The organism is Brevibacillus sp. YAE8 (assembly GCF_057543335.1).
Window position 1 is genome coordinate 354,376 of record NZ_BAAIYG010000003.1, and the last position, 24,507, is coordinate 378,882.

At 56.4% G+C, this 24,507-nt stretch carries 23 protein-coding genes, 1 riboswitch and 1 other annotated feature; of the genes, 8 read left to right on the forward strand and 15 right to left on the reverse strand.

The window, feature by feature from the left end; translation table 11 throughout:
* Nucleotides 1-48: 48 nt before the first annotated feature.
* Both AC27IT_RS07225 and metH read right to left on the reverse strand, forming a co-directional pair.
* Nucleotides 49-1,914 (reverse strand): bifunctional homocysteine S-methyltransferase/methylenetetrahydrofolate reductase, encoded by a 1,866-nt coding sequence (locus AC27IT_RS07225; protein ID WP_005835074.1) that lies wholly within the window; start codon nucleotides 1,912-1,914, stop codon nucleotides 49-51.
* Nucleotides 1,915-1,947: 33 nt separating this feature from the next.
* Complete coding sequence (metH, locus tag AC27IT_RS07230; RefSeq protein ID WP_005835072.1) at nucleotides 1,948-5,400, reverse strand: methionine synthase; 3,453 nt, start codon at nucleotides 5,398-5,400, stop codon at nucleotides 1,948-1,950.
* A 116-nt stretch (nucleotides 5,401-5,516) separates the two neighbouring features.
* A riboswitch (SAM riboswitch) is annotated at nucleotides 5,517-5,618 on the reverse strand.
* A 210-nt stretch (nucleotides 5,619-5,828) separates the two neighbouring features.
* Here metH and AC27IT_RS07235 point away from each other — a divergent pair.
* Nucleotides 5,829-5,936 (forward strand): YjcZ family sporulation protein, encoded by a 108-nt coding sequence (locus AC27IT_RS07235; protein WP_005835070.1) that lies wholly within the window; start codon nucleotides 5,829-5,831, stop codon nucleotides 5,934-5,936.
* On the opposite strand, the gene AC27IT_RS07240 is transcribed toward AC27IT_RS07235, so the two are convergent.
* Nucleotides 5,933-6,211: a hypothetical protein gene (locus AC27IT_RS07240; RefSeq protein ID WP_025848430.1), complete on the reverse strand. Its 279-nt coding sequence runs from the start codon at nucleotides 6,209-6,211 to the stop codon at nucleotides 5,933-5,935. The genes AC27IT_RS07235 and AC27IT_RS07240 overlap by 4 nt on opposite strands.
* 213 nt (nucleotides 6,212-6,424) lie before the next feature.
* Here AC27IT_RS07240 and AC27IT_RS07245 point away from each other — a divergent pair, with 213 nt between their 5' ends.
* From AC27IT_RS07245 to AC27IT_RS07255, 3 genes are all read left to right on the forward strand, one after another.
* On the forward strand, nucleotides 6,425-6,919 hold the full coding sequence (locus tag AC27IT_RS07245; RefSeq protein ID WP_005835067.1) for a hypothetical protein: 495 nt from the start codon (nucleotides 6,425-6,427) through the stop codon (nucleotides 6,917-6,919).
* A 43-nt stretch (nucleotides 6,920-6,962) separates the two neighbouring features.
* Nucleotides 6,963-7,223 (forward strand) — a binding site (T-box leader).
* A gap of 76 nt (nucleotides 7,224-7,299) precedes the next feature.
* Nucleotides 7,300-9,015: an arginine--tRNA ligase gene (gene argS / locus AC27IT_RS07250; protein ID WP_007785153.1), complete on the forward strand. Its 1,716-nt coding sequence runs from the start codon at nucleotides 7,300-7,302 to the stop codon at nucleotides 9,013-9,015.
* Nucleotides 9,016-9,351: 336 nt separating this feature from the next.
* Entirely contained in the window at nucleotides 9,352-10,623 is a 1,272-nt protein-coding gene (locus tag AC27IT_RS07255) for an erythromycin esterase family protein (RefSeq protein ID WP_221842748.1), read from the forward strand.
* 202 nt (nucleotides 10,624-10,825) lie between these two features.
* Here AC27IT_RS07255 and AC27IT_RS07260 read toward each other — a convergent pair whose 3' ends face one another.
* From AC27IT_RS07260 to AC27IT_RS07285, 6 genes are all read right to left on the reverse strand, one after another.
* Nucleotides 10,826-12,013 (reverse strand): thiolase family protein, encoded by a 1,188-nt coding sequence (locus AC27IT_RS07260; protein ID WP_026557031.1) that lies wholly within the window; start codon nucleotides 12,011-12,013, stop codon nucleotides 10,826-10,828.
* 28 nt (nucleotides 12,014-12,041) lie between these two features.
* Nucleotides 12,042-12,782, reverse strand: a complete 741-nt coding sequence (locus AC27IT_RS07265) for an amino acid ABC transporter ATP-binding protein (protein WP_327953527.1) — start codon at nucleotides 12,780-12,782, stop codon at nucleotides 12,042-12,044.
* An 18-nt stretch (nucleotides 12,783-12,800) separates the two neighbouring features.
* On the reverse strand, nucleotides 12,801-13,466 hold the full coding sequence (locus AC27IT_RS07270; protein ID WP_025848420.1) for an amino acid ABC transporter permease: 666 nt from the start codon (nucleotides 13,464-13,466) through the stop codon (nucleotides 12,801-12,803).
* 87 nt (nucleotides 13,467-13,553) lie between these two features.
* A complete protein-coding gene (locus AC27IT_RS07275; RefSeq protein ID WP_007785143.1) occupies nucleotides 13,554-14,369 on the reverse strand; it encodes a transporter substrate-binding domain-containing protein in 816 nt (271 codons plus the stop codon).
* 40 nt (nucleotides 14,370-14,409) lie between these two features.
* Complete coding sequence (locus tag AC27IT_RS07280) at nucleotides 14,410-15,072, reverse strand: 3-oxoacid CoA-transferase subunit B (protein ID WP_007785141.1); 663 nt, start codon at nucleotides 15,070-15,072, stop codon at nucleotides 14,410-14,412.
* Nucleotides 15,072-15,740: a CoA transferase subunit A gene (locus AC27IT_RS07285; RefSeq protein ID WP_005832850.1), complete on the reverse strand. Its 669-nt coding sequence runs from the start codon at nucleotides 15,738-15,740 to the stop codon at nucleotides 15,072-15,074. The genes AC27IT_RS07280 and AC27IT_RS07285 overlap by 1 nt, the downstream gene beginning before the upstream one ends.
* Nucleotides 15,741-16,027: 287 nt before the next feature.
* Between AC27IT_RS07285 and AC27IT_RS07290 the strand changes: the two genes are divergently transcribed.
* Nucleotides 16,028-17,452: a sigma-54 interaction domain-containing protein gene (locus AC27IT_RS07290; protein WP_005832852.1), complete on the forward strand. Its 1,425-nt coding sequence runs from the start codon at nucleotides 16,028-16,030 to the stop codon at nucleotides 17,450-17,452.
* 125 nt (nucleotides 17,453-17,577) lie between these two features.
* On the opposite strand, the gene AC27IT_RS07295 is transcribed toward AC27IT_RS07290, so the two are convergent.
* On the reverse strand, nucleotides 17,578-17,979 hold the full coding sequence (locus tag AC27IT_RS07295) for a hypothetical protein (protein WP_005832854.1): 402 nt from the start codon (nucleotides 17,977-17,979) through the stop codon (nucleotides 17,578-17,580).
* Nucleotides 17,980-18,030: 51 nt separating this feature from the next.
* The gene (locus AC27IT_RS07300) at nucleotides 18,031-18,873 is read right to left on the reverse strand and encodes a deoxyribonuclease IV (protein WP_005832855.1); all 843 of its coding nucleotides are present in this window, start codon (nucleotides 18,871-18,873) and stop codon (nucleotides 18,031-18,033) included.
* Between the two features lie 151 nt (nucleotides 18,874-19,024).
* On the opposite strand from AC27IT_RS07300, the gene AC27IT_RS07305 reads away from it, so the two are divergent.
* The 3 genes from AC27IT_RS07305 to AC27IT_RS07315 all read left to right on the forward strand — a co-directional run bounded on the left by AC27IT_RS07305 (nucleotide 19,025) and on the right by AC27IT_RS07315 (nucleotide 20,156).
* Entirely contained in the window at nucleotides 19,025-19,618 is a 594-nt protein-coding gene (locus AC27IT_RS07305) for a TetR/AcrR family transcriptional regulator (RefSeq protein WP_122952645.1), read from the forward strand.
* A gap of 146 nt (nucleotides 19,619-19,764) precedes the next feature.
* A complete protein-coding gene (locus AC27IT_RS07310) occupies nucleotides 19,765-19,920 on the forward strand; it encodes a hypothetical protein (RefSeq protein WP_238500504.1) in 156 nt (51 codons plus the stop codon).
* Between the two features lie 5 nt (nucleotides 19,921-19,925).
* Nucleotides 19,926-20,156, forward strand: coding sequence for a hypothetical protein (locus AC27IT_RS07315; RefSeq protein WP_487091700.1), 231 nt, complete (start codon nucleotides 19,926-19,928; stop codon nucleotides 20,154-20,156).
* Between the two features lie 128 nt (nucleotides 20,157-20,284).
* Here AC27IT_RS07315 and AC27IT_RS07320 read toward each other — a convergent pair whose 3' ends face one another.
* The 4 genes from AC27IT_RS07320 to AC27IT_RS07335 all read right to left on the reverse strand — a co-directional run bounded on the left by AC27IT_RS07320 (nucleotide 20,285) and on the right by AC27IT_RS07335 (nucleotide 24,502).
* Nucleotides 20,285-21,154 carry a universal stress protein gene (locus AC27IT_RS07320; protein WP_005832862.1) on the reverse strand — a complete coding sequence of 290 codons (870 nt, stop codon included), beginning with the start codon at nucleotides 21,152-21,154 and terminating at the stop codon, nucleotides 20,285-20,287.
* 150 nt (nucleotides 21,155-21,304) lie between these two features.
* A complete protein-coding gene (locus AC27IT_RS07325; RefSeq protein ID WP_025848411.1) occupies nucleotides 21,305-22,366 on the reverse strand; it encodes an HD-GYP domain-containing protein in 1,062 nt (353 codons plus the stop codon).
* 175 nt (nucleotides 22,367-22,541) lie between these two features.
* Nucleotides 22,542-23,171, reverse strand: coding sequence for an HD-GYP domain-containing protein (locus AC27IT_RS07330; RefSeq protein WP_235694763.1), 630 nt, complete (start codon nucleotides 23,169-23,171; stop codon nucleotides 22,542-22,544).
* A gap of 77 nt (nucleotides 23,172-23,248) precedes the next feature.
* Nucleotides 23,249-24,502 carry a molybdopterin molybdotransferase MoeA gene (locus tag AC27IT_RS07335; RefSeq protein ID WP_026557027.1) on the reverse strand — a complete coding sequence of 418 codons (1,254 nt, stop codon included), beginning with the start codon at nucleotides 24,500-24,502 and terminating at the stop codon, nucleotides 23,249-23,251.
* Nucleotides 24,503-24,507: the final 5 nt, after the last annotated feature.

Consider the following 24,507-nt stretch of genomic DNA (forward strand, 5'->3'; position numbering starts at 1 on the left):
GGGCCTGTTGGCATGTCGACAGAGAGTGGGCTTGGCGAGCGAAAGCCGTTACGGCTGCGCCGTTTTGACCAGCGCGCTCTGCTGGCGCACGTAGGCGATCAGCTCCGCTGCCATCTCGTAGTAGTTGAAGGGCGTAATCAGGTAAATGCCGTTGAAATAGCGGACAGCCGTATCGAGCAGCTCTTTCGCAATGGCGATCCCTTCCTGTCTGGCGGCCGGACCCTGCACCTTTTTCATTCGCTCCAGCGCTTCCGCCGAAAGCTTGATGCCCGGCACCTCGTTGTGCAAAAACTCGGCGTTGCGCGAGCTGGTCAACGGCATGATTCCGATAAAGACGGGAATCCCGATGTGCTTGGTCGCCTCGTGCACCTGCCGGATCGATTCGACGTCGTACACCGGCTGAGTCATGATGTAATCGGCCCCGGCCTCGACTTTCTTTTCCAGTCGGGCGACGGCTGCCGCCATGTTGCGGACGTTCGGGTTGAAGGCCGCGCCGACGATAAACTGGGCTTTTTGCTTCAGCGGACGTCCCGAGAACGAGACGCCTTCGTTCAGTTGCTTCACCATGCGGATCAGATCGAAGGAAGTAACGTCAAACACCGAGCTGGCCCCCGGCAAATCGCCGAAGCGCGACGGGTCGCCCGTGATGACGAGAATTTGGTCGATGCCGAGCGCGTGCAGCCCCATGAGGTGGGATTGCTGGCCGATCAGATTGCGGTCGCGGCAGGCGATGTGCAGCAGCGGGTCGATCCCGTGCCTGTTTTTCATCAGCGCGCCGAGCGCCATGTTGCTCATCCGCACAGTGGCGAGCGAATTGTCCGCCAGGGTGATCGCATCCGCCCCGGCCTTGTGCAGTTCGCAGCAACCGTCCAAAAACTGCTCGGCGTCGAGATCGCGCGGCGGATCAAATTCGACGATGATCGTCGTGCCTGTTTTGACCCGCTCGACAATGCTCGGCTTTTCCCGCTCGTGGGTGCTTTGCACGGAAATGTGCGGGCGCTCGACCAGGGCAACGGGCGGATTGACGCGGGCTTTCGGCTGTTGCGAAGCGAGCGCGTCTGCCATCGCCTTCACGTGCGCAGGAGTCGTTCCGCAGCAGCCGCCGATCAGGCGAACTCCCTGGTCCCTCAGGCGCAAGGCGCTTTCGGCAAAGTATTCGGGAGACGACTTGAAGGCGTACTCCCCGTCCGTCATGCCCAGCCTTCCTGCGTTTGGAAACGCCGACAGCAGCGAATCGTCCGGGAAGATCGTCCCTTCAAAAGAGCGCAAAATTTCAGCCGGACCCAAACGGCAGTTCAGGCCGATGATGTCAGCTCCTGCCTTTTTCAACTGCGGAAAAGCGTCTGTCAACGAGTAGCCGTCGCGCGTCCGCCCGACTTCGAGCGTCGCAAGCTGGGCGATGACCGGCACATCTGTCAACGGACGGATGACCTCAATCGCCAGCAATAGCTCCTCCAGATCGAGAAACGTCTCCAAAATCAGCGCGTCTGCGCCTGCGTGCAACAGGGCGATTGCCTGTTCCTCGTACTGGTCGCGATATTCATCCAGTACCTTTTTCTTGACCCGTCCGGCCAAAATCGAGCCGATGCTGCCCGCTACATACGCATCATCCTGTGCCGCCTCGCGGGCGATCGCCACAGCGAGACGGTTGATCCGCGCTACCTTGTGCTCCAGGCCGTAGCGGCTGAGCGCGTCGCGGTTCGCCGAAAACGTATTCGTCTCCAAAAGGCGCGCCCCCGCCTGATAGTACGAGGCATGAACCTCATGCACCACGCGCGGATTGGATAAACACAATTCTTCAAAGCTGACGCCAACCGGGGCACCCAGCGCATGTAGCTGGGTCGCCATGGCTCCGTCTCCGACCAGCAGGTGATCTTGCAAATAGTCCCGTAAGTCTTTCTTGCTCGTCGTCAACTCAATCCCTTCTCTCCCATTTCATTAGACGATCTATACTTCAAACACCGACGGACCCGCGTTAAAGTAGCGCGCTTCCGGGTGGGCAAATACCATCGCGGAGACAGATGCTTCCGGCTCCATCATGAAGCCTTCTGTCAACTGAACGCCGATATCCTCTGGCCGCAGCAGACGGAACAACTGCGCCTGGTCCTCCAGATTCGGGCAAGCCGGATAGCCGAACGACACGCGAATGCCTTGGTAACGGGCACCGAAGCGCTCCAGCATGGTCATCTCCGCCGGATCGGGAATCCCCCAGACGTCGCGCATCATGTGGTGAATCCGCTCGGCGAACGCCTCCGCCAACTCCAGAGCGAGCGCCTGCAAGACGTGCGAGCGCAAATAGTCGCCGCGCTCCTTCAGTTCCGTCGAACGCTCGCGGATACCGCCCCCTGCCGTCACAGTCAAAAAGCCGACGTAATCCATTTCCTTGCTCTCGACCGGGCGCAAGAAATCAGACAGACACAGATGCGGTTCCTCCGGCTGGCGCGGGAACGAGAAGCGCTCCAGCACTTTGCTGTGATCGTTTGGATCGTAGACGATAATATCGTTGCCGTCCGCTTGCGCCGGGAAAAACTGGTACACGCCGTGCGCAGTAATCGTTCCGCGCTGCTTCGCTTCCTTTAATAGTTCCTCGACCACGCCGTACAGCTCCAGCACTTTTTCGTCGCCCGCTTCGAGCAGCTTTTCCACATTGCCGCGCACGCCCAGATGCTTGCCGAGCAGCATGCGCAAGTTCAAGTACGGCTGCAAGTGGCTGATCGGGTATTGGCGCAGCACATGGCGGTCGCAATCCGGCGGCAGGTGGATCGGAACGGTTCTGCTGATGGCCGAACGCGCCGGGAGCGGAGCTTTTTTCTCCTGCACGACAGGCTGTGCAGCAGCGGCAGCAGCCGCTTCGGCCAAATCCTGCTGTTCCGCGATCAGCCGCTCGCGCTCCTCCGGGTTTTGCAGACGGTTGACGAGATCGAGGCCGTCCATCGCGTCTTTGGCGTACAGCACAACCCCGCGGTATTCAGGCGCAATCCGGTTGGAGGTGAACTTGCGGGTCAACGCCGCCCCTCCGACCATCATCGGCACGTCGATTCCCGCCGCACGCAAGTCCTGTGCGGTAATGACCATCTGCTGGGCCGACTTCACCAGCAGCCCGGACAGGCCGATCGCATCCGGCTTCTCTTTGCGGCAGGCGGCAATCAGTTGCTCAGGCGGCACTTTGATCCCCAGGTTCACGACGTTGTAGCCGTTGTTGGCCAAAATGATCTCCACCAGATTTTTGCCGATGTCGTGCACGTCGCCTTTGACGGTCGCCAGCAAAATTTTGCCTTTCGACGCGGAATCGCTCTTTTCCATGAACGGCTCCAAAAACGAGACGGACGCTTTCATGACTTCCGCGCTTTGCAGCACTTCCGCAACGATGAGCTGGTTGCCGTTGAACAGCCGGCCGACCTCTTCCATCCCGGCCATCAGCGGACCGTTAATGATTTCCAGCGGCGTGTACTTTTCCAGTGCCAGCTTCAAATCGTCGACCAGGCCGTCCTTCGAGCCTTCCACCACATAGCGGGCCAGCCGCTCTTCCAGCGTCAGCGAGGAAGCTTCCACGCGCACTTCTTTTTTCTTCTGGCGGTAAAACTCCGTAAAGGCTGCCAATGTCTCGTCGTTTGTTTCAAACAGCAGCGCTTCCGCCAGCTTGCGCTCGTCCTCCGGGATCGAAGCGTAGCGCTCCAGCTTCTCCGTATTGACGATGGCAAAATCAAGTCCGGCGAGCGTCGTATGGTACAAAAACACCGCGTTGAGCACTTCGCGTCCCGCTGGCGGCAAACCGAAGGAAACGTTGCTGACGCCAAGAATCGTCTTGCACTGTGGCATCGCTTCTTTAATGAGGCGAATCCCCTCCACCGTCTCCCGCGCGGAGCCGATGTACTGTTCATCTCCCGTCCCTACCGGAAAGACGAGCGGGTCAAAAATGATATCCTGCGGCGGGATGCCGTACTGGTTGACCAATATGTCATAGGAGCGCTTCGCGACCTCAAGCTTTTTCTCGCGGGTGATCGCCATTCCGGCTTCCTCGATCGTCCCGACGACGACGGCCGCCCCGAACTTGCGGATTAGCGGAGCCACTTCTTCAAAGCGCTCCAGTCCGTCCTCCAGGTTGATCGAGTTGAGAATCGCTTTTCCCTGGGAATAACGCAAGCCCAGCTCCATCACTTTCGCGTCTGTCGAGTCGATCATGAGCGGAGCCTTGACCTTTTTCACGACGAACTGCAAAAACTTTTCCATGTCCGCATACTCGTCGCGATCCGGGTCAGCCAGGCAAATGTCGATGACGTGCGCCCCGCGCTTCACCTGGGCGCGGGCGATGTCGGACGCTTCCTCGTACTGCCCTGCTGCGATCAGATCGCGGAATTTTTTCGAGCCGATGACGTTCGTGCGCTCCCCGACCAGAAGCGGGCGATTGTCGTCCTCGACGTAGACGACCTCGATGCCGGATACGGCACTGACCGCCTGCTCTGTTGCCTGGCGCGGCTTGCAGTCTTTGAGCGCCTCCGCCATTGCCCGGATGTGGTCAGGCGTCGTTCCGCAGCAGCCGCCTGCCACGTTCAGCCAGCCTTGCTCGGCAAAAGCGCGCATTTTCGCAGCAAGTCCTTGCGGCGTCTCGTGGTAGTGCCCGTTTTCGTCCGGCAGCCCGGCGTTTGGATAGCAGCTTACCCCACATTGGGCCAAGCCGGACAACGTGCGCAGATGGTCGCGCATAAATTCCGGCCCTGTCGCACAGTTCAGGCCGATCGTCACGGGCTTCAGGTGCTCAAGCGAGATGTAGAACGCTTCAATGTTTTGCCCCGCCAAAGTCGTACCCATCGGCTCGATCGTTCCGGACAGCATCACCGGCAGTTCTACGTTCAGTTCTTCAAACGCCTGGCGAATGCCGATCCCGCCTGCCTTGACGTTCAGCGTATCCTGCGACGTCTCCAGCAACAGGACGTCCACCCCGCCGATAATCAACCCTTTTGCCTGGCGGTAGTACGACTCCACCAGTTCCTCGAAAGTGACGCCGCCTGTCAGTGCCAGCGTTTTCGTCGTCGGCCCCATCGCCCCCGCCACGTAGCGCGGCCATTCGGCTGTGGAGTAGGCATCGACTGCTTCCTTCGCCAGACGGGCAGCGGCGATATTGATTTCCAGGTCCTTGTCCGCGACATCGTATTCGGCCAACACGACCGAAGTCGCCCCGAATGTATTGGTCTCCACGATGTCCGCTCCCGCTTCCAAATATTTTTCATGGATGGAGCGAATCACATCGGGCCTGGTCAAATTCAGCAGCTCGTTGCAGCCGTCGTACGCTTCGCCGCCAAAATCATCGGCGGTCAGGTTCGCCTGCTGCAGCATGGTGCCCATCGCACCGTCCAGAATCAGAATTTTCCGGGAAAGCTGTTCGCGAAAAGTGGGTTTCATTGACGTGCTCCTTTTCTCCCTTGCGTCGGTTTATTCTCAGCCGTTTTTTGCATCAAAAAATCCTCTTCTTTGAAAGAAGAGGATTTGTCCGCGGATACACTTGCGCCTGAACCATCCTCTCATCTTTCAAAGCACGTAGCTTTGCTGGAATTGGCACCGGATTTTAACCGGTTGCCGAGGCTTCATCAGGCCAGTCCCTCTGCCTCTCTTGATAAGAGTTGTTACTATGCTATTCATTTTTTGCTTTCAGGTTTGATGTTTGAAAGTATCTTAACACCGCGAAAAGTCTTCGTCAATTGAGAATTTGTCTATTCTTTACACTCTTCCCGCTCTTCTGCGCCCATTTTTGCGCATACCGGGCATTCGCCCACGCCAATCTGTGCGTTCGTGTATAGACTGTAGCATAACGGAAAGGAGGGGGAACAAACGTGAGTACATCTTACTGCGGACACGGCATCTTTGGAGACAGCTTCGCATTGGTGCTCGTACTGTTTATCCTGCTGGTCATTGTCGGGTGTTCGAACGACGACTGCTAAGTAAATGACAGGAAGAGGCTATCCCCCTTGCCTTGGCTTGAAGGGATAGCCTCTTTTTTCATGTCATGGACAGTGCGATCGCAGCCAGACCGCCTGCCGTAAAAGGCGACGCGCTCACGCTTGTCCACCTGGACGGTCAGGACGTCATACGGGACAGGCTTGCCGTTTTCCATCCGCTGGTCGCTGACGTTCATCCACGTTCCGTTGCGCCAATGCTCATCCGCATAAACCTCTGTCGCCTGGCGCTCGTAAACGTCGGCTTCTTCCCCCACCATCGTTTTCCAAAAGGCTTGCGCGACTTTTTCTGCTGCCGCAGGCGCGACCGTTGCCTTCTCGCCGCCATTGATCCAGCTACGGGCTTTTTGTGAGAAGCATCGTTAGTTAACTTTTTTCAACAGGATGGCACTTGACCGCTCTGCCTTCATTGTCAGAGCGAAACGCTTTTGCTATCATGAGGCTACCCAAACCGATGAAAGGAACGATCGACAATGGACGCTCTGCTCGCGCGTGAAAAGGACGAATTTCTGTCCTGTATAGAAACGATAAAAGAACTGGAAAGCTCCGAATTTGAAAGCTACTCCATCGTAAAGCATACCGAAACAGGAGAACATTATTTGCGCTACTTTTTGTCCCATATCAACCTGTCGGAAGGGGGCCGCAGGGACAACTACGATCACTTCCTGCCGATTGACTCCGATGACGTCCTGGGACTGATGTTCGGCGAGCAGCCGTACCGCTTCCCGGAAAACTGGCGCTCCCCCTACCTGCGCAGCGGCAACGACAATCGGCTCATTCCGTTTGATCCATCCGAAAACTACGATCTGGACGAGGAGGCGGCGGCCGAGCTGGCGATGGTGGAGCAACTGGAGCTTTACAAGCAGCAGTGGATGAACGCGGAAACTATGAGCGCGGAAGAAAAAGAAAAGCTGACGAAGCAATATTTCGCCGAGCTCGACAAGATTTTGAAAAAAGCCGAAGAGTAAGTTGCATCCTGGCACCAAAAACGGCTATAATGCTAGAGAAACAAGCGAATCGTTGATGAGGAAAGTACTCCTGGAATGAGGCTGTAGCGAGTCGGGGATGGTGGAAGCCCGATGCCGAACCACGCGAGGAAGCGCCCCTCGGAGATGCGGCCTGAACATCCGGCGAAGCAAATCGCGCCCGGATCGCGTAGGGTTTTGCCGGGTCTGCCCGTTACAGCAGCACAAAGCGGTTTTTGCCTGATGCACGCATGCAGGCGAAAACAACAAGAGTGGCACCGCGGGAGCACAACCTCTCGTCTCTTTTATCCAGGAGACGCGGAGGTTTTTTTGTTTTCTTTTGCGTCCCTTAAGCTTTTTCCCATTTTGAAAGGAGAATCACAATGAGCTACAAGCACCAAGTCGCGGAAAAAATCGCCGCTGCCCTCACCTCTCTCGGTGTGGACACCTTCCCAACAGAAACAGTTTACGGCATGCTGGAAACGCCGCCAAACCCTGCGATGGGAGATATCGCCTTCCCTTGCTTCCAGCTCGCAAAAGCGCTCCGCAAAGCGCCACCGATGATCGCCACAGAGCTTGCCGAAAAAATCGAAGGAGCGCCACTGCGCTCTGCCCAAGCGGTCGGCCCTTACGTCAACCTGTTTCTCGATCAGGAAAATGTGGCGGCGCAAGTGATCGGAACGATCCTTGAGCAAGGCAGCGCCTACGGCAGCAGCCAGGTAGGCCAGGGCCGCAAAGTGCCAATCGACCTGTCCTCGCCGAACATCGCCAAGCCGTTTTCCATGGGCCATCTGCGCTCTACCGTGATCGGAAACGCGATTGCGAACATCATGGAAAAACGCGGTTACCAGCCTGTGCGCATCAACCATTTGGGCGACTGGGGCACGCAGTTCGGCAAACTGATCGTCGCCTACCGTCTGTGGGGAGACGAGGAAAAAGTAAAAGCCGAGCCAATCAAGGAGCTGCTCAGCCTGTACGTGCGCTTCCACGAAGAAGCGGAAAAAGACCCGACTCTGGAAGACCAGGGCCGCGAATGGTTCAAAAAGCTGGAGGACGGCGACGCAGAAGCACAGCATCTGTGGAAATGGTTCCGCGACGAATCGCTCAAGGAGTTCATGAAAATTTACGAGCTGATGAACGTCTCCTTCGACTCCACGCACGGCGAAGCTTTCTACAACGACAAGATGGATCGCGTCGTCACCTTGCTGGAAGAAAAAGGACTGCTGACCGAATCGGACGGCGCCTTGGTCGTCAACCTCGACGAGTACAACATGCCGCCGTGCCTGATTAAAAAATCGGACGGTGCGACGCTGTACGCGACGCGCGATCTGGCTGCCGCCCTGTACCGCCACGAGACGTACGACTTCGCCAAAGCGCTCTACGTCGTCGGAAACGAGCAGCGTCTCCACTTCCAGCAACTGTACAAGGTACTGGAAAAAATGGGCTACGCCTGGTCCGCCGACATGCACCACATCCCGTTCGGCATGATGCTCAAGGACGGCAAGAAAATGTCCACCCGCAAAGGAAAAGTCGTTTTGCTGGAGGAAGTATTGGCACAAGCGATTGCCGACGTGCAAAAAGTGATCGAGGAGAAAAACCCGACGCTCGCGAACAAGGAAGAAGTTGCCCGCCAGGTTGGGGTCGGCGCTGTCATTTTCCACGACCTGAAAAACTACCGCCTGAACGACATCAACTTCTCCTGGGAAGAAATGCTCACCTTCGAGGGCGAAACCGGACCTTACGTGCAATACACGCACGCCCGCGCCTGCTCGCTTCTGCGCAAAGGCAACTACCAGCCGCAAACGACAGCGAGCCTCGTACCAGGCGCTTTGGACAGCAAGGAAGCATGGGCGGTCATCACCTTGCTGAACGGCTTCCCTGAGGTGATCGAACGGGCCAGCGACAACTTCGACCCGTCGCAAATCGGCAAGTACGTCATCGACCTCGCGCAGTCGTTCAACAAATTCTACGCCAACGTCCGCATTCTCGCGGAAGAAGAAGACGTGAAAGCTTCCCGCCTCCAGCTCGTGGCAGCGGTGGTGGCCGTGTTGAAAGAAGGGCTGCGCCTGCTCGGACTGGCAGCGCCAGAGGAAATGTAGGAAGCGCCGTTCTTTGACGCATGATCTGACCCAAAAGCCGGAAGCCTGCCTTGGCAAAAGGTGGCCCCGGCTTTTGCTTTTGGATGAAAAGCGCCTCGCGGGTAGTTGACTCATTTGTTTCGTGCCCTTTTTTCCAGCCTGTGCCATAATAGGAGAGGAAAGCAAGAAGGATGTGGCAAATACGGGCAACGGGCAGATTCCTTCCGTTTGACACCCCGGCTTAAGATAGCGGCTCCCCCGCAGGAACGCCTTGGCTCCACTCGGCAACAAACACATCCCGCTGTTCACACCTGGTCGCAAACAGGCGACCTGCTACAGAAAGCGAGACGGTAAACGATGAAAAAATTTCTTTTGCTCGCCACAAGCTTGCTGCTCGTGCTGAGCGTATTGACAGCCTTCGAGGCGAAGGCGGCAAGCGCACTGCCATCGTCTATGAACAAGCATGTCGTTCCCGTATCGAAAATGGAGCTGCCCCAAAAAACGGTTATCGGCTTTGGCGAAGCGACCCACGGCAACAAACAATTTACGACGCTCAAGCTGGACGTGTTTCGGCAACTGGTAGAAAAGCACGGCTACCGCGCCTTCGCCATCGAAGCCGACTTCGGCGGCGGCCAGAAGGTCGACGCTTACATATCCGGCGGAAGCGGGACAGCGCAAGAGGCGGCAAAAGCGCTCGGCTTTGCGATCTACAACACCGAGGAGATGGCAGCGCTGTTGTCCTGGATGCGCGCGTACAACGAACAGCGCGCTGACCACGACCGCATCCGCTTTTACGGCTTTGACATGCAGCGCTACGACCAGAACAAACAAGCGCTGTTCGCCTATTTGCAAAAAGTCGATCCGCCCCTCGCCGCAACCTATGAAAAAGCTTTGGCAGCTTTGACCGATCAAACGCTGTCCGAACAACAGCCAGCCAAGGAAGGGCTTCCCCACATCCAGAGCTTGCTCGGCCGGATGAAAGCAAACAAAGCCGCCTACACCGCCAAAAGCTCCGAAAAAGACTACGAGCTGGCGTTAGCCTTTGCCGAGTCGATCAGACAAAACGCGATCCTGCACGGAACGAACGTCAACTACGGCAGCGCCCGCGATCGCTACATGGCGGAGCGCGTCATGTGGATTCTCGCGTTTGAAAAGAAACATTACGGCCGCGAGCGCCTGTTCATCACCGGACACAACGGACACATCGAAAAGACGTCCACGACCACGGGTCTTGCAACCTGCATGGGGGCGTATTTGGCGAAAGCGCTCGGCGACCAGTATTACGCAATCGGCAGCGAATTTTATGAAAGCGCCTTTCTGGCCAAGGACGCCACTACCGACGAACGCAAGCTGTTTGCTGTCAAAAACGCCGGGGATCACCGCCTCGCCGTGCTGTTCGCGCGCACCAACCTGCCGGACGGCTTCCTGGACTTCGCCAAAACGCGGCAGGATGCCGATTTTTACGCCTATGTGAATCGTCCGCAGCCGATCAGCGCCATCGGCGACGTGTTTAGCGGCTGGTACGCGAGCATCGAGAACATGTACACGCTGCAAATGGTCCCGGCAAAAGCGTTTGATGCGCTCGTGTTCGTGCGGACGGCGACTCCTTCTGTCATGCTCGCGGACTGACGGCGTGCGAACGAAAACGTGCACCGGAACCATCCGCCTGCTTTCCGGTCGCTTGTGCGCAAAGCGCAAATGGCTCCGCTCCGCCCCAAGACGTCGCCCCGGATCACCAGCAAAAGAAAGCCCCGCCAGACCGCCACGAGCCGAGATCGACGTGGCCCTCTGACGGGGCTTTTCCTGTGCTGTTCTTTGTCCGCCGAAAAGCTTACGAGGACAGCGTCAAGTTTTCATAAATGACAGACAGGCCCATTCCCCCTGCCATGCAAAGCGTCACCATGCCGTACTTGACGCGGCTGCGCACCATTTCGTTCATCAGGCTGACGGTCAGCTTCGCGCCGGTGGCACCGACCGGGTGGCCGAGCGCGATCGCGCCGCCGTTGACATTCACCTTGGCCGGGTCCAGCTCCAGCCCTTTCATCACCGCCAACGCTTGCGCGGCAAACGCCTCGTTCAGCTCGATCAGCCCGATGTCGTCCAGCGTCAGCCCTGCTTTTTGCAGCGCTTTTTGGGTGGCCGGCACAGGCCCGATCCCCATCACGCCCGGCTCGACTCCCGCGCTGGCAAACGCCTTGATTTTGACCAGCGGCATAAGCCCCGCTTCCTCCGCTTTTTCGCGAGACATCATCAACACTGCGGCTGCGCCGTCATTCATCGGACACGCATTGCCTGCCGTGATCGTTCCGTCTTTTTGGAATACGCTTTTCAGCTTCGCCAAGTCTTCGAGGCTAATCTCGTGGCGGACCGACTCGTCCTGATCGAACACCCGCACTCCTTTGCGCTCATGGATGGCAATCGGCACGATCTCGCTGGCAAACTTGCCTGCGGCTATGGCAGTCGCCGCCTTTTTGTGGCTGTCGTAGGCGAAGCGGTCCTGTTCCTCGCGGGAAATACCGTACTGCTGCGCAAGCCGTTCAGCCGTGTTGCCCATGTGCTCGCCTTCCAAGGAACAGATCAAGCCGTCAGACAAAAGCGCATCTTCCATCGTCAAGTTGCCGAACTTGCTGCCCCAGCGGTTTTTCATCAAATACGGCACGTTGCTCATGCTCTCCACGCCACCCGCAACCACCACGTCCTCTTGCCCGGCCATGATCGCAAAAGCGCCGCTGCCAATCGCTTTCAAGCCCGAGCCGCACGCCTTGATGATGATGTGCCCGTACACATGGCGGGGAAATCCGGCCAACTGCGAGCTGATGCGCGCCGCGTTCAGCCCGCCTCCGTGCACGTAGCCGTTGCCGAAAATCACTTCGTTCACTTCCTGCTTGGGAAAAGCCGCCTTTTCCATCAGCCCTTCCAGCACTTGCCGTCCCAGCTCCGTTGCCGGGACGTCGCGCAAGCTTTTGCCGAATGCGCCGACCGCGCTGCGCACGCCGGCGACAATGACTACCTCTCTCATCGTTACGCTCCCTTTCGTTTTGCCCTCGTTACAAGACCCGGTTCAAAAATTCGCGCGTCCGCTCTTCCTGCGGATTGTTGAACATTTCTGCCGGGCGGGCCATCTCCACGATCTTGCCCTGGTTCATGAACGCGACCCAGTCCGCCACTTCTTTGGCGAAGCCCATTTCATGCGTCACAATAATCATCGTCATCCCGTCCTGGGCGAGCTGCTTCATCGTCTCCAGCACTTCGCCGACCAGCTCCGGGTCGAGCGCGGAGGTCGGCTCGTCGAACAGCATGATCTCCGGCTTCATCGCCAGCGAACGGGCGATCGCTACCCGCTGTTTTTGTCCGCCTGACAGCGAGGATGGATAGACGTTTGCTTTTTCGGACAAGCCTACCTTCTGCAACAGTTGCAGCGCTTCCTGCCTCGTTTGCTCCTTGTCCGCCCTTTTCGCGATCAGCGGCGCTTCCATGATGTTTTCCAAAACCGTTTTGTGCGGGAACAGATTAAAGTGCTGGAACACCATGCCGACCTTTTGCCGCACCTTCGTCAAGTCGTCCTTTTTCGGATCGATGCTCTTGCCTTCGATGAAAATCTCGCCGCCGTCCTTGATCTCCAAAAAATTGATGCAGCGAATCAGCGTGCTTTTTCCCGAGCCGCTCGCCCCGATCAGCACGACGACTTCGCCCTTTTTCACCTGTAGCGTCACGTCTCTCAGCACCTCCACGGCGCCGAAGCTTTTTTTCAAATTTTGCACGCGGATCATGACTTGCTTGTCTTCCATCGTTCTCCCTCCCCTCTTCTATACGTCACCTTTGGCCAACCGCTTTTCCATCACATGGACGATATACGTAAAGATCATGACAATCACCAAATAGTACAGGGCCACGATCAAAAAGTACGTCATCTCATCAAAGGTTTCCGCAGACAGGCGGCGCGCCAGCGAGAACAGCTCATCCATCGCGATGAAAGCAGCCAGCGACGACTCCTTCAGCGACAAAATAAACTGGTTGCCGAGCGGCGGAATGGAGCGCTTCATCGCCTGCGGCAAAATGATCCGGCGCATCGTCTGGCCGGTAGACATCCCGAGCGACAAGCCTGCCTCCATCTGTCCCTTGTCGATCGACTGGATGGACCCGCGGAAAATTTCCGCGATGTACGCCCCGCTGTGGATCGCCAAGGCCAAAGCCGCTGACCAAAATTGACCGAGATCAATCACCTTGTAAAAACCGAAATAGAGGACAAAAATTTGCACGATCAAAGGCGTTCCGCGAATGACCATAATATAGACGTTGGCAACAATTTGCCCGAGCTTGAACTTGGAGACTTTCAACAGGGCGACGAACAGCCCGATGATCGACCCTGCGATGACGGAAGCGATCGTCAGCTCAAACGTCAAGAGCAGCGGCTTCCAAAAAAACGGCAATGTGCGGAAAAACTCTTCTGTCAAATGGGCAATACTGGGCACTCGATGCCACCCCTCGCTGATAAAATGTCCCTGTCACCCGCCGCTTTCCTTGCGCGGATGACAGGCGGCCTTACACAAACGTCAACCTTATTCGTTCTTGCTGATGTCGCGATTGAAGTACTTTTCGCTCAGCTTCAGATACGTGCCGTCTTCGTGCATTTGCTTCAGCACCTCGTTGATTTTGTTCAACAGCTCGCTGTTGCCTTTGCGCACGGCGATTCCGTGTTGAACCTCAGACAACGGCGCGCCGCTTTTCTTGATTTTCAAGCCTTGGGCAATCGCGATCTCGCCGACCACACTGTCCGTAATGACCACGTCATGCTTGCCTTGCTCCAGCGCGCGCAGGGCCGTGACGTCGCTGTCGTACGTCTTGATGTTGTCGGTGTACTCCCGCGCCATTTTTTCATGCGTAGTGCCCAAGGCGACTGCGACTTCCTTGCCCTTCAGCTCTTCCAGTGTGGAAGTCGTGCCGTCGGGACGAGTGAACAGTTGGCCGCCGGACAAGTAGTACGGATCGGCGAAATCAATTTGCTGCTTGCGCTCTTCCGTAATCGCGTGACTGGCAATCGCCGCATCGTAGCGCCCTTCCTTGACCCCCGCGATAATCCCGGAAAACGGCGAGGTGACGGGCTTTGGCTGCAAATTCAGCCGTTTGGCGATCTCGTTGCCGATTTCGATGTCAAACCCGGTAAGCTGCCCATCCTTGAAATAGCTGAACGGCTGGTACTCGCCGGAAGCGGCAAAGACGAACACACCTGGCTCCTTCGTCATCGCGGACGCATTTCCGCTGGCTGCGCCTGCCTGTCCCCCGCCATCGTTCGTCGAAGCCCCCTGGCTACATCCTGCTACGAGAAGCGACAGCGAGAACAATACGCCTGCAACGGCTTTGAGTGATTTTTTCATGTTGGTAAGCCCCCTTATCTTTGTGCAGAAAAATTTTTCATTACTCCACCATTTGCAAATGTTCTGAAATCAACAACGGCGCTCCGGTATGGTAAATGACATCCTGCAAGGAGTACGGATACATGACCTCTGTCAGCATCAGCCCCTGCGGCGTGACCTCGATAACCGCCCGCTCTGTGACGATCAGGTCGACACAGCGCTTCGCGGTCAGTGGAAACGTACACTCCCTGCGGATTTTCGGCTCGCCTGTCCGCGTCACATGGCTCATCAGGACGATCACCTTTTTGGCGTAATAGGCCAGCTCGGCTCCACCGCCGATGCCATGAACGCGCGAGCCAGGGACGATCCAGTTCGCCAAATCTCCCCTGCGATTGACCTGCAAGGCCCCGATAAAAGCGACATCGAGCTTCTTGCGCCGAATCATGCCGTAGGCAATCGTGCTATCGAAGTAAGAAGCGCCCGGAACTACGGTAACGGGCGCTCCCCCCGCGTTGGAGATATGCTGGTCTTCTTCGCCCTTGATTGGCGTGGGGCCTACCCCGAGAATGCCGTTCACGGAATGAAACATCACGTGCCATTCGTGCGGGATAAAGTCCGCGACCAGCTCCGGTATCCCGATCCCCAGATTGACGGCCATCCCCGGTTCGATTTCCTTGGCGGCGCGCCGCGCGATCATGTTTCGCTGATCCATCGTCAGTCGCATCAGCCGTTCCCCCCGCCGCTGCGATTCACCATGTAATCGACAAAAATGCCGGGTGTCACGATTTTTTCCGGGTCCAGCTCTCCTGCCGGAACGATCTCCTCCACTTCGGCAATGGTGATGTCAGCAGCCATCGCCACCAGCGGATTCAAGTTTCTCGCCGACTTGTCGTAGATGAGATTGCCGTACGTGTCCGCCTGTTTCGCATAGACGATGCCTACATCGGCCGTCAGCGCCGGTTCCATCCAGCACGGCTTTCCCCCAAAAACCACCGCTTCCCCTCCTTCTGTCGCTTCTCCCCACATTTGCGCATCGACAACAATACCGGGAATGCCTACGCCCCCTGCGCGAATTTTTTCCGCAAAAATTCCTTGGGGACAAAACGTGACCTGGAGCCGTCCGTCCATCATCTGTTGACCAGCTTCCGGATTGGAGCCGATATGCGTCGTCATCAGCTTCCTCACCCGCCCGTGGCTAATCAGCTTGCCGATCCCGACCTGCGGATACCCCGCGTCGATTCCGATCAAGGTCAGGTCGCGCACCCCTTTTTCCAAAATCGTGTCGATCAAAAGAGCCGGGGAGCCGATCGTTCCGAAACCGCCGTACATCAGCCGGACACCGTCTCGTACACATTCCGTCGCTTGTTCGCGCGTCACCAGTTTCGCTAGCATCGCATGCCATTCCTTATCTCTCTTGTTTATTGAGCAAAGTCGCTTACGTCCCGCTAACAGTAGCAAGTCCTGTGCCAACACCCAAAAAGCTGGATGGTAGCGAAAATTGCCGAAACTGCGTCTTTTCTGACGAATCGAAGTAGAATCACTTTTGAGTCGAAAGGGAGAGAAACGCACTCTTTTCAGGTGAATCGAAATCGACTCGAGTTTTTTCAAATCCGACTCACTATACAATCGGCAGTCACTTCCTGTACAATCAGGTCAAAAATGAGGGGAGCGTATCAAGCGTGGAAAAAGATGCGGAGATTTTGGCCTTGTCGTCTGTAGATCGGTTCATCGACATATTGAACTCGCTTGCGGACGGCATTTTTATATCGGATGCGCAAGGAACCACACTGTGGCTGAACAAGGCGAGCGAAAACTTGTGCGGCATCCCGAAAGCCGAGCTGATTGGGCAAAACGTGACCGATCTGGAGGAAATGGGCATTTTCAGTCCTTCCGTGACCCGGCTTGTCCTGGAATCGGGCAAGCCGACGACGACCATCCAGCTTGTGAACAGCAAAGGAAAATTTCTCGTGACAGGCCATATTATCCCGGACGAAGACGGAAAGCCGGAGCTGATCGTCGCCCACTCCCGGGACATTACGGAGGCGGCACGGGCCAGCTCGCAGTTGGAGGAAACGGTCGCGCTATTGAAGCGCTACAGCGAGGAACTGCAGCTCATGAAGCGGGAAGCGAACCAAAGCTCGTCGCAGACGCTGATCGGCAACAGCCGCTCGTATTTGGCGCTCATGGAACTGATAAAAAAAGTCGCGCTGGTCGACACGACTGTGCTCATCACGGGCGAAACCGGGGTGGGCAAAAGCCATCTCGCCGAGCAAATCCACCAGCTTAGCGAGCGAAGCGCAGGGCCGTTCGTGCATGTAAACTGTAGCGCCATCCCCGAAACGTTGATCGAATCGGAGCTGTTCGGCTATCACAAAGGGGCGTTTACCGGGGCGAACCACTCGGGGAAAATCGGCCTGGTCAAAATGGCGGACAAAGGGACGCTGTTCCTCGACGAAATCAGCGAGCTGCCCTACCATTTGCAGTCGAAGCTGCTGTTGCTTTTGCAAAACAAGACGTTCATGCCGATCGGCGGCACCAAAACTTACACGGCGGACATCCGCATCATCGCCGCGACCAACACCAACCTGCAGGAGCTGGTGCGCCAAGGGAAGTTCCGGCACGACCTGTACTATCGGCTCAACATTTTGCCGATCAACGTCCCGCCCTTGCGCGAGCGCAAAGACGACATTTTCCCGCTGTTGCACCACAATTTGCAAAAATTCAACGCCAAGCACCACCAAAAACGCCGTTTCACATCTGACGTGCTGGACGTGTTGCACCAGTATGACTGGCCAGGCAATGTGCGGGAGCTGGAAAATTTGGTCGAGCGCATCGTCATCACGTCCAAGTTCGACGAGATTTCCGTCACCGATTTGCCGGAGGAACTGCGCAGCATTCGCGAGCTGGAGGACGGCATCCTCACGCTCGGCTCCCTTTCCTTGACGGAGCGGATGGAAAAAATCGAGGTCGAATTTATCATGCAGGCGCTGCGCATCCACAAAACGACGCGCAAGACCGCGGCGGCGCTCGGCATCACCCAATCGCTTCTGATGCGGCGGATCAAAAAGTACGACATTCAGCTTGAGGACGAGACGGCCGAATGATCTCGGTACTTGCCGCTCCCAGCCTTCGCCTGTTCCTCGTCACGAGCGACTACATCCTGCGATTTTTTGCGCGAAAAAAAAGGAGCGCTACCACTCGCAGCGCTCCTTTCCCTGTTCTTGTCCGACTATTCCTCGACCTTTTTTGGCGCCTTGCCAAACCAGGTCTTCGCTACCAGCTCGACGACTTGCTTCGGCAGCGATTGCGGCGGCTGCACTTCCTGGCCTGACGCGTCGACGCTGCGATACAGCAGCGCTGTGTCGTCTGCCGGATCTGACTTCGTTTGCAAAGTCCACTCGCCGATTTGCCCGGCGTTGGTCCATTCCTCGATCATGAGCTGGTATTCGCCCGGTGCCAGCTCAATGTAGTCGTCCTCTGTCACATCAATGACAGCGTAGCCGTCGTGCTCGATTTCGGCATCGTATGTATTCCCGTTGGCTGCTTCGTAAAGAGCCAGCTCTTCCGGGTTGTTCAAATTCTCTTTCAGCGTCGCAAAATCGTGAATCGTCACTTTGATCCGTTTTGCCATTGGTACCCCTCCCTCGTTGACAACATCCTCTCACACTGTACCACAATCCGGTCAAGCCTGCCAATTGTTCGCCAGACGCCGGACGTGCCTGATTTCTTCGCGATGCCCCCCGCTTGACCCTCGCGCTGTCTCCAATACAATCGGCAAGCCTTGAAGCTGCGGCGTGCGCAACAGCTCGGCAAAAGCATTGTCCCCGATCATCCCTTGTCCGATGCGCGCATGCCGATCCCGAAACGAGCCGCTCGGGTAAACCGAATCGTTCAAATGCACGGCGGACAAATACGGCAAATAGTCCAGTTCTTCCATACGCTGTATGACCGCGCCCCAATTTTTCCCGTCCCACAGCCCGCTGGCAAACGCGTGGCACGTATCGAAGCAAAACCCGACCTTCTGCGGCTCGGCAAGCAGTTGCCGCACCTGTGCCAGCTCCTCCAGCGTCGTGCCCATCCGGTTGCCCTGTCCGGCGTTGTTTTCGATCAGCAGCTTGGCCTGTCCGGCCCAGCCGTCCACGATTCGATTCGTCAGCAAAATCATCCGCTTGTAGCCGGCAAGCACGTCCGTCCCTTTGTACTGCCCGAAGTGGACAACTACGCCAAGCGCTCCGCACGCCTCGGCAATCTCCAGATCGTTGCGCACCGATTGCACCGTCACCAGAGCCAGCTCGTCGTCTTCCACGCACAAGTTGACCGGATAAGCCGTATGGGCAATCGACGCCAAGCCGTGTTCCTCGCAAAAAGCGCGGCAAGCTGCCGCATCGGCCGGATCAAACTGCTTGACCCCCAGGCTGCGCGGGTTTTTCGGGAAAAACTGATAAGAGGCGGCTCCTTCCCGCAGAGCGGTTCGCGCCGCCTCTGCATAGCCGTGGCGGATGCTGATGTGACACCCGATTTTCATGCGTTCCTCGCCCCCTCACTCGCTTTCCCCATTTTTCCCCTGACCGTCCATTCTCAATCGCCTTGCGGGAAAGCACTTGCGCTTCTTTCTCCCATCCGGTAGACCGAAATTAAACCGAACGTTCAGTCTATAAAAAGGAGCCTTGCCTTTCATGTCCAAACGTCGCCTTGATGGGGAGAAAACCAAACAACATATCGTCGAGAAAGCAACCGAGCTGTTTTCCCAAAAGGGCTACTTCGCCACATCGATCGAAGACATCTGCCAAGCGACCGGAGCGAGCAAAGGGAGCCTTTACTACCATTTCAAAAACAAGGAGCAGCTTTTTTTGCACCTGCTGGAAAAGCAGTATAACGAGTGGACAGAGCTGTGGAAGGAAAAAGAGAAGCAGTACGCCACTTCGGTGGAAAAGCTGTACGCCTTGGCCGCTTTTCTGCTCGAAGACTTTTTGTCCCACCCGTTGAAACGAGCCGGAGAAGAGTTTTCCGGCAGCCAGCTCGCCGATCCGCTCATTATGGACCAGGTGCTTGCGATGCTCAGCTCCTCCTACACGCTGTACACGTCGATTTTTCAGGAAGGAATGGCGCGCGGAGAATTTGCCGAGGCCGATCCGGAAGAGCTGGCGATGATCCTCGAAGGGTTTGTCAACGGCCTTATCAATGTCGGCTTCAAAATGGAGGAGGAGCGCCTTCATGCCTTGATGAAGCGGGGGATTGATGTTTTGCTGCATGGCATTGTCGCCAGGTAGCTTTTTTTTCGAAAGTTTATAGACCGAACGTTCGGTTTAATTAATCGCAGGAGTGTGCAAAATGAAGCCACTAATGGGGAAATCGCGTCTTTCTCACCGTCTTTGTCTCCGATACGCTGGAAAACGTCGGGATTTGGATACGCAACATGGCTTTGCTTTATTACGTGATGGAGACGAGCGGAAACAATCCGGTTGCCGTCTTCGCTCTCTCCATCGTCGTCGAGGCGCTCTCTGTCTGGCTGATCGTCACCGCTGCCATGCGTTTTTCACCGGAGTGGGGCTTGCTTTTCTGGAAATTGTGATCGGAATGCGGATGATTACGCTTGTCGAAGAAGCGTACGTCGGCCGGGTAAACGGGACGATTGCGCCGCTGCTCGTCGGGCTGATGATGCTCGGTTCGTTTGTGGCCGGGCCGCTGATGCAGTTGACCGCGCTGATTTATGTCTTCGTCATCGCAGGCGCGGTCGTGCTCGTTGCCGCCTGGGGAAGCTCCCGCATCAACTCGGCGTCCGGCGCTGAGCGTGCCCTGGAGCATTAGAAAACTTGGCTGCGCCAAGCCATTGGCACAGCCTTCGTTGCACTTTCCGCTGGATAAATTCTTATCCAACCTTATCTGCACAAAAAAGCTGCCCGGAGTCCGGACAGCTTGCCTGTTCACGAATGAGCCTATGATTTGACGATCAACAGCGGCGTTTTGGTGCGATGAATCGTTTTGAAGGTCACGCTGCCGAGCAGAGTGCCCGCGATGCCGCCAAGCCCGTGGTGACCGAGCACGATCAGACCTGCTTGCTCCTCTTCGGCGGTCTGGCGAATCACTGTCGCCGGATCGCCAATCACTACCTTGCTCTCGTAAGGAATTTGCGCCGCTTCCAGCACTTCTTCGCAAGTGCGCACGGTTTCTTTTCCCCAGTTTTCCAGCGTCGCTGTGTCTTCCCAGCCTACGCCGTACACTCCGGCATAAGCGACAGGAGGCGTCACGACACTGAGTAGCAGGTAGGAAACGCCCGGAATGTCCTGGCTCAAGGCAATCGCTTTTTGCGCTGCGTTTTTCGCCTGCTCCGAGCCGTCGACGGCGATCAGCACTTTTTGCCAAGGGAAGCGGCTGGCATCGGTCTCCTCGGAAATGAGGAAGACAGGAAGCTGGGCGTCGTGAATCGTCGGGTAGCTGACGCTTTGCAGCAGGAATCCGGTGATCCGGCCGTATCCGTGCGTCCCCATGACGATTGCGGCGTACTCGCCTTTTGTCGCGTGCTTGGCGATCACTTCATGCGGCTCGCCGAACTCGATTTCCAATTCGTAAGTGACTCCTGCCTCTTCGACAATCGTGAGGAACTTTTTCAAGTCTTCTCTCGCTTCATCCAATTGGAAATCTTCCACGCTTTTTTGCCCGAGCTTGCGGACGACGTTGCGCGATGGAAACGGAGGGATGGCATGAAGCAGAGTCAGTTCATGCTTATCTTTGGCGTACGCAAGAGCAAAGCGAACCGCCTGAATAGACTGTGCAGAGAAATCTACTGGTACTAGAATACGGGACATAAGGACACGTCCTTTCCTCTTTCATCGTCGCAAAAAGTCGATTTTTGAGACTTTTTGCCTGTTTTCATTGTAGACTGACACCCTCATTATGTATGTAGGGGAATTCCCTGATCTTGGCATCGAAAAAACCCTTAGGTCTAGTTTCTCTCTCTATTCTAGTACTCCTGTAATAAAAATGGTGGGCTCTGCGCCGAGATCAATATCGCAAATCTCGTGATCTTCTGCCATCCGCCGATTCGCCTGCTGCTCCCGCCTGATGACCCGCACGACCGGACGGGCTGGCAGGCCGCGGTTTTGGTCGATCACGACGCCGACTTCGCCTGTGCTCAGCTTGAGCGACGTGCCGATCGGGTACAGCGCGATCGAGCGCAGGAAGTGGATGACCATTTTGTGGTCGAAGCGCTTTTCCGCAAGGCTCATGATTCGCTCGCACGCCTCGTAGGGAGGCAGCGTCTCCTCTTCCTCGGAAAGCGGCGAGATCAGATTGTCGTAGTAGTTGCAGATCGCGACGATTTTGGCGAACTCGTGAATCTCGTCGCCGCTTAGTCCGCGGGGGACTCCGGTTCCGTCGACCCATTCATGGTGCTGGAGCGGCACGTGCGCAGACACGATGCTCATCTCGTGTTTTTTTCGCAATATTTCAAACCCTATCCAGGTATGATGATTGGTCCTGCTGTTTTTCTTGTAGGCTGGCGCTTCCTTGTCCACCGACAGCTTGCCGATGTCATGCAAAAGCGCGCCGATTGCCAGCTCTTTCAGTTGCGTGGTGTTGTAGCCAAGCCCGACGCCCATCACGGTCGCCATCATGCAGACGTTGAGCGAATGGATGTACAGGGCGTTGTCCTTGGTGCGAATTTCCCCGAGATTTAACAGCACCTTGCGATTGCGCAGCGTCTCTTCAACAATGTTGCCGACAGACTTTTGAATGCCGCGCACGTCGAACTCCTTGCCGGACTGGACACACGAAATCGCGCCTGACAGATTGCGAATGGCATCTTTTCGCGTCGTCTCTGTGACTACCTCCTGTTCCTTCACCTCGTCGAAAAAAGGGTCCTTGATACTGAGCATCGTCACCCCAAAGCGCCGCAGTTTGTTTATCATTCCGACGGTCAGTTGCACACCCGTCTGCAACAGCGTCAAGCCCTCGCTCGTATAAATGCTGCGAGCCAGCACATCCCCAGGCTCAACTTGATCTACGCTCACATATTTCATGGGGTCAATCCTCCTGATTCCTTCTCCCCTGATGCTTTTTCCCTATCTTAGCATTGGAAAAACATGTTTCGCAGATGTTTTTATGAACAATCCGGCAAAAAAGGACCTTTGCAGCAAAAAAGCACCGGATGATCCGGTGCTTTTCGCACAAAAGACGGCGCTGTTTCTTTTGGCCTTACAGTCGCGCTTTTTCTCTGCGGCTGGCCATCGCCTCCAGGAACACGTCGACGACGGTCGGGTCAAACTGGCTGCCTTTTCCGTCCAGCAACTGGTCGACAGCCTTCCCGTAGTCCAAAACAGGGCGGTAAAGCCGCGCTGATGTCATCGCGTTGAAAGCCTCGGCGACAGAGACAATTTTTGCGCCCAGCGGAATCTCGGCAGCGAAAAGGCCGTGCGGATAGCCTTTGCCATCCAGCCGTTCGTGATGGTACAGCACCGTCTTGGCAATTCCTCGCTGTTGCAAGGGAGCAATCCGTTTTACAATCGCGTAGCCGATCTCTGGATGCTTTTTCATGATAGCCAATTCTTCCGGTGTGAGCGACCCGTTTTTCCTCAGGATCGAATCCGGTGTGCCAATGATCCTGATGTCGTGCAGCAAGGCGCCGATATACACATTGGCACATTCTTCCTCGTCGAGCTGAAGTTGGTTGGCGATTACCCAGACGTAAAAGCCAACGTTGACCGAATGCTGATACGTATAAGGATCACGGGCGTTCACGCATGAAACGAGCGAGTGGATCGTTTCGACCATGTGATTCGTAGCCGCACGGTTACTATGCAGCATCGTCGTTAACAGTTTTTGCAATGGTGCCTCCCCGGCCATGTCATCCCGCTCTTTTCTCTCAAGCGAAATTTACGAAATGTAGCGCCGCAACGTTTTCGTCATTCTCGGAGCAGCAGAGCAAAGACAAGCTCTCCTTGCTGCACACCCTTCCCGCCAGGGGGAATCTTAATCAAGCAGTCGGAATCTTTAATCGACACGGTTACGCTTGACTGGTCCATTCCGACAGGCTTTACGAACAGTTTGCCATCTTGCACATACGATTTTCCGCGGACATAGCGCGGATACGCATTGACCTTGGCAAACGCCTCTCCTAAAAAAGCCGTGCATTCCGGTCTGTATTTGTTTTTGCGCCCTTGCATCCCCAAAATCGCCGGGCGGACGAACAGCTCGAAGCCGACAAAGCACGCCCCCGGATTGCCTGACAGGGCAAATAAAAAGGCGTCTTTCCACACCCCTGCCGTCGTCGGGCTTCCGGGCCGCATCGCTACTTTGTTGAACAGCAGCTCCCCTTCCCAGTTTTGGAAAAGATCGACGAGAATATCGTAGTCGCCTACCGATACGCCGCCTGATGTGATGACAAAATCCGCGGTGGAAAACGCATCGAGAATAACCGCTTGCGCTTTGTCCGCTTCATCCGGGACCGCGTTCATCAACAGCGGAATGCCCCCCGCTTCCCGAACGAGCGCTGCCAGCATGTAAGAGTTGCTGTTTCGGATTTTCCCCTGGCACAGTGGCGCGTCCACAGGCAGCAGTTCGGAGCCTGTGGCGAATATCGCGACGGTCGGGCGCTTATATACGTTGACACGAGAAAAGCCGAATGTAGCCAGCAGCGCCGTCTCGCCAGCGCGAATTTCGCTTCCTTTTTGCAGGACGCATTCGCCTTTGGCGAGTTCGTGGCCGATCGGAGTCAGATTTTTGCCGGGCGGCATCTCTTTTTTGATGGACACGAACGTTTTGCCCTGCTTCTCCACGTTGTCGGTCATTTCCAGCATGATAACCGCGTCTGCCTGTTCCGGCACCATCGCTCCGGTCATGATCCGCGTAGCCGTATTAGGCGATACGGCTTTAGTCGGAACTAAGCCGCACGGAACATGCTCGATCACTTCCAGCAGGACGGGCGATTCCGGTGACGCTCCCTTGGTAGCGCTCGCCATGATCGCAAAGCCATCCATCCCGGAACGGCGGAAATGCGGCATCGGCTCGGGCGCCGTCACCTCCTCTGCCAACGTGCGGCCGCAGGCATCTTCCAGCGAAACCTCCTCCACGCCAAGCTGGCGCAGATGCTGTTCGATTCTGCGCTGCGCTTCCTCCACCTGAACAGTCTGTCGGCGAAAACGATTTGCGTTTTCCATCTCGC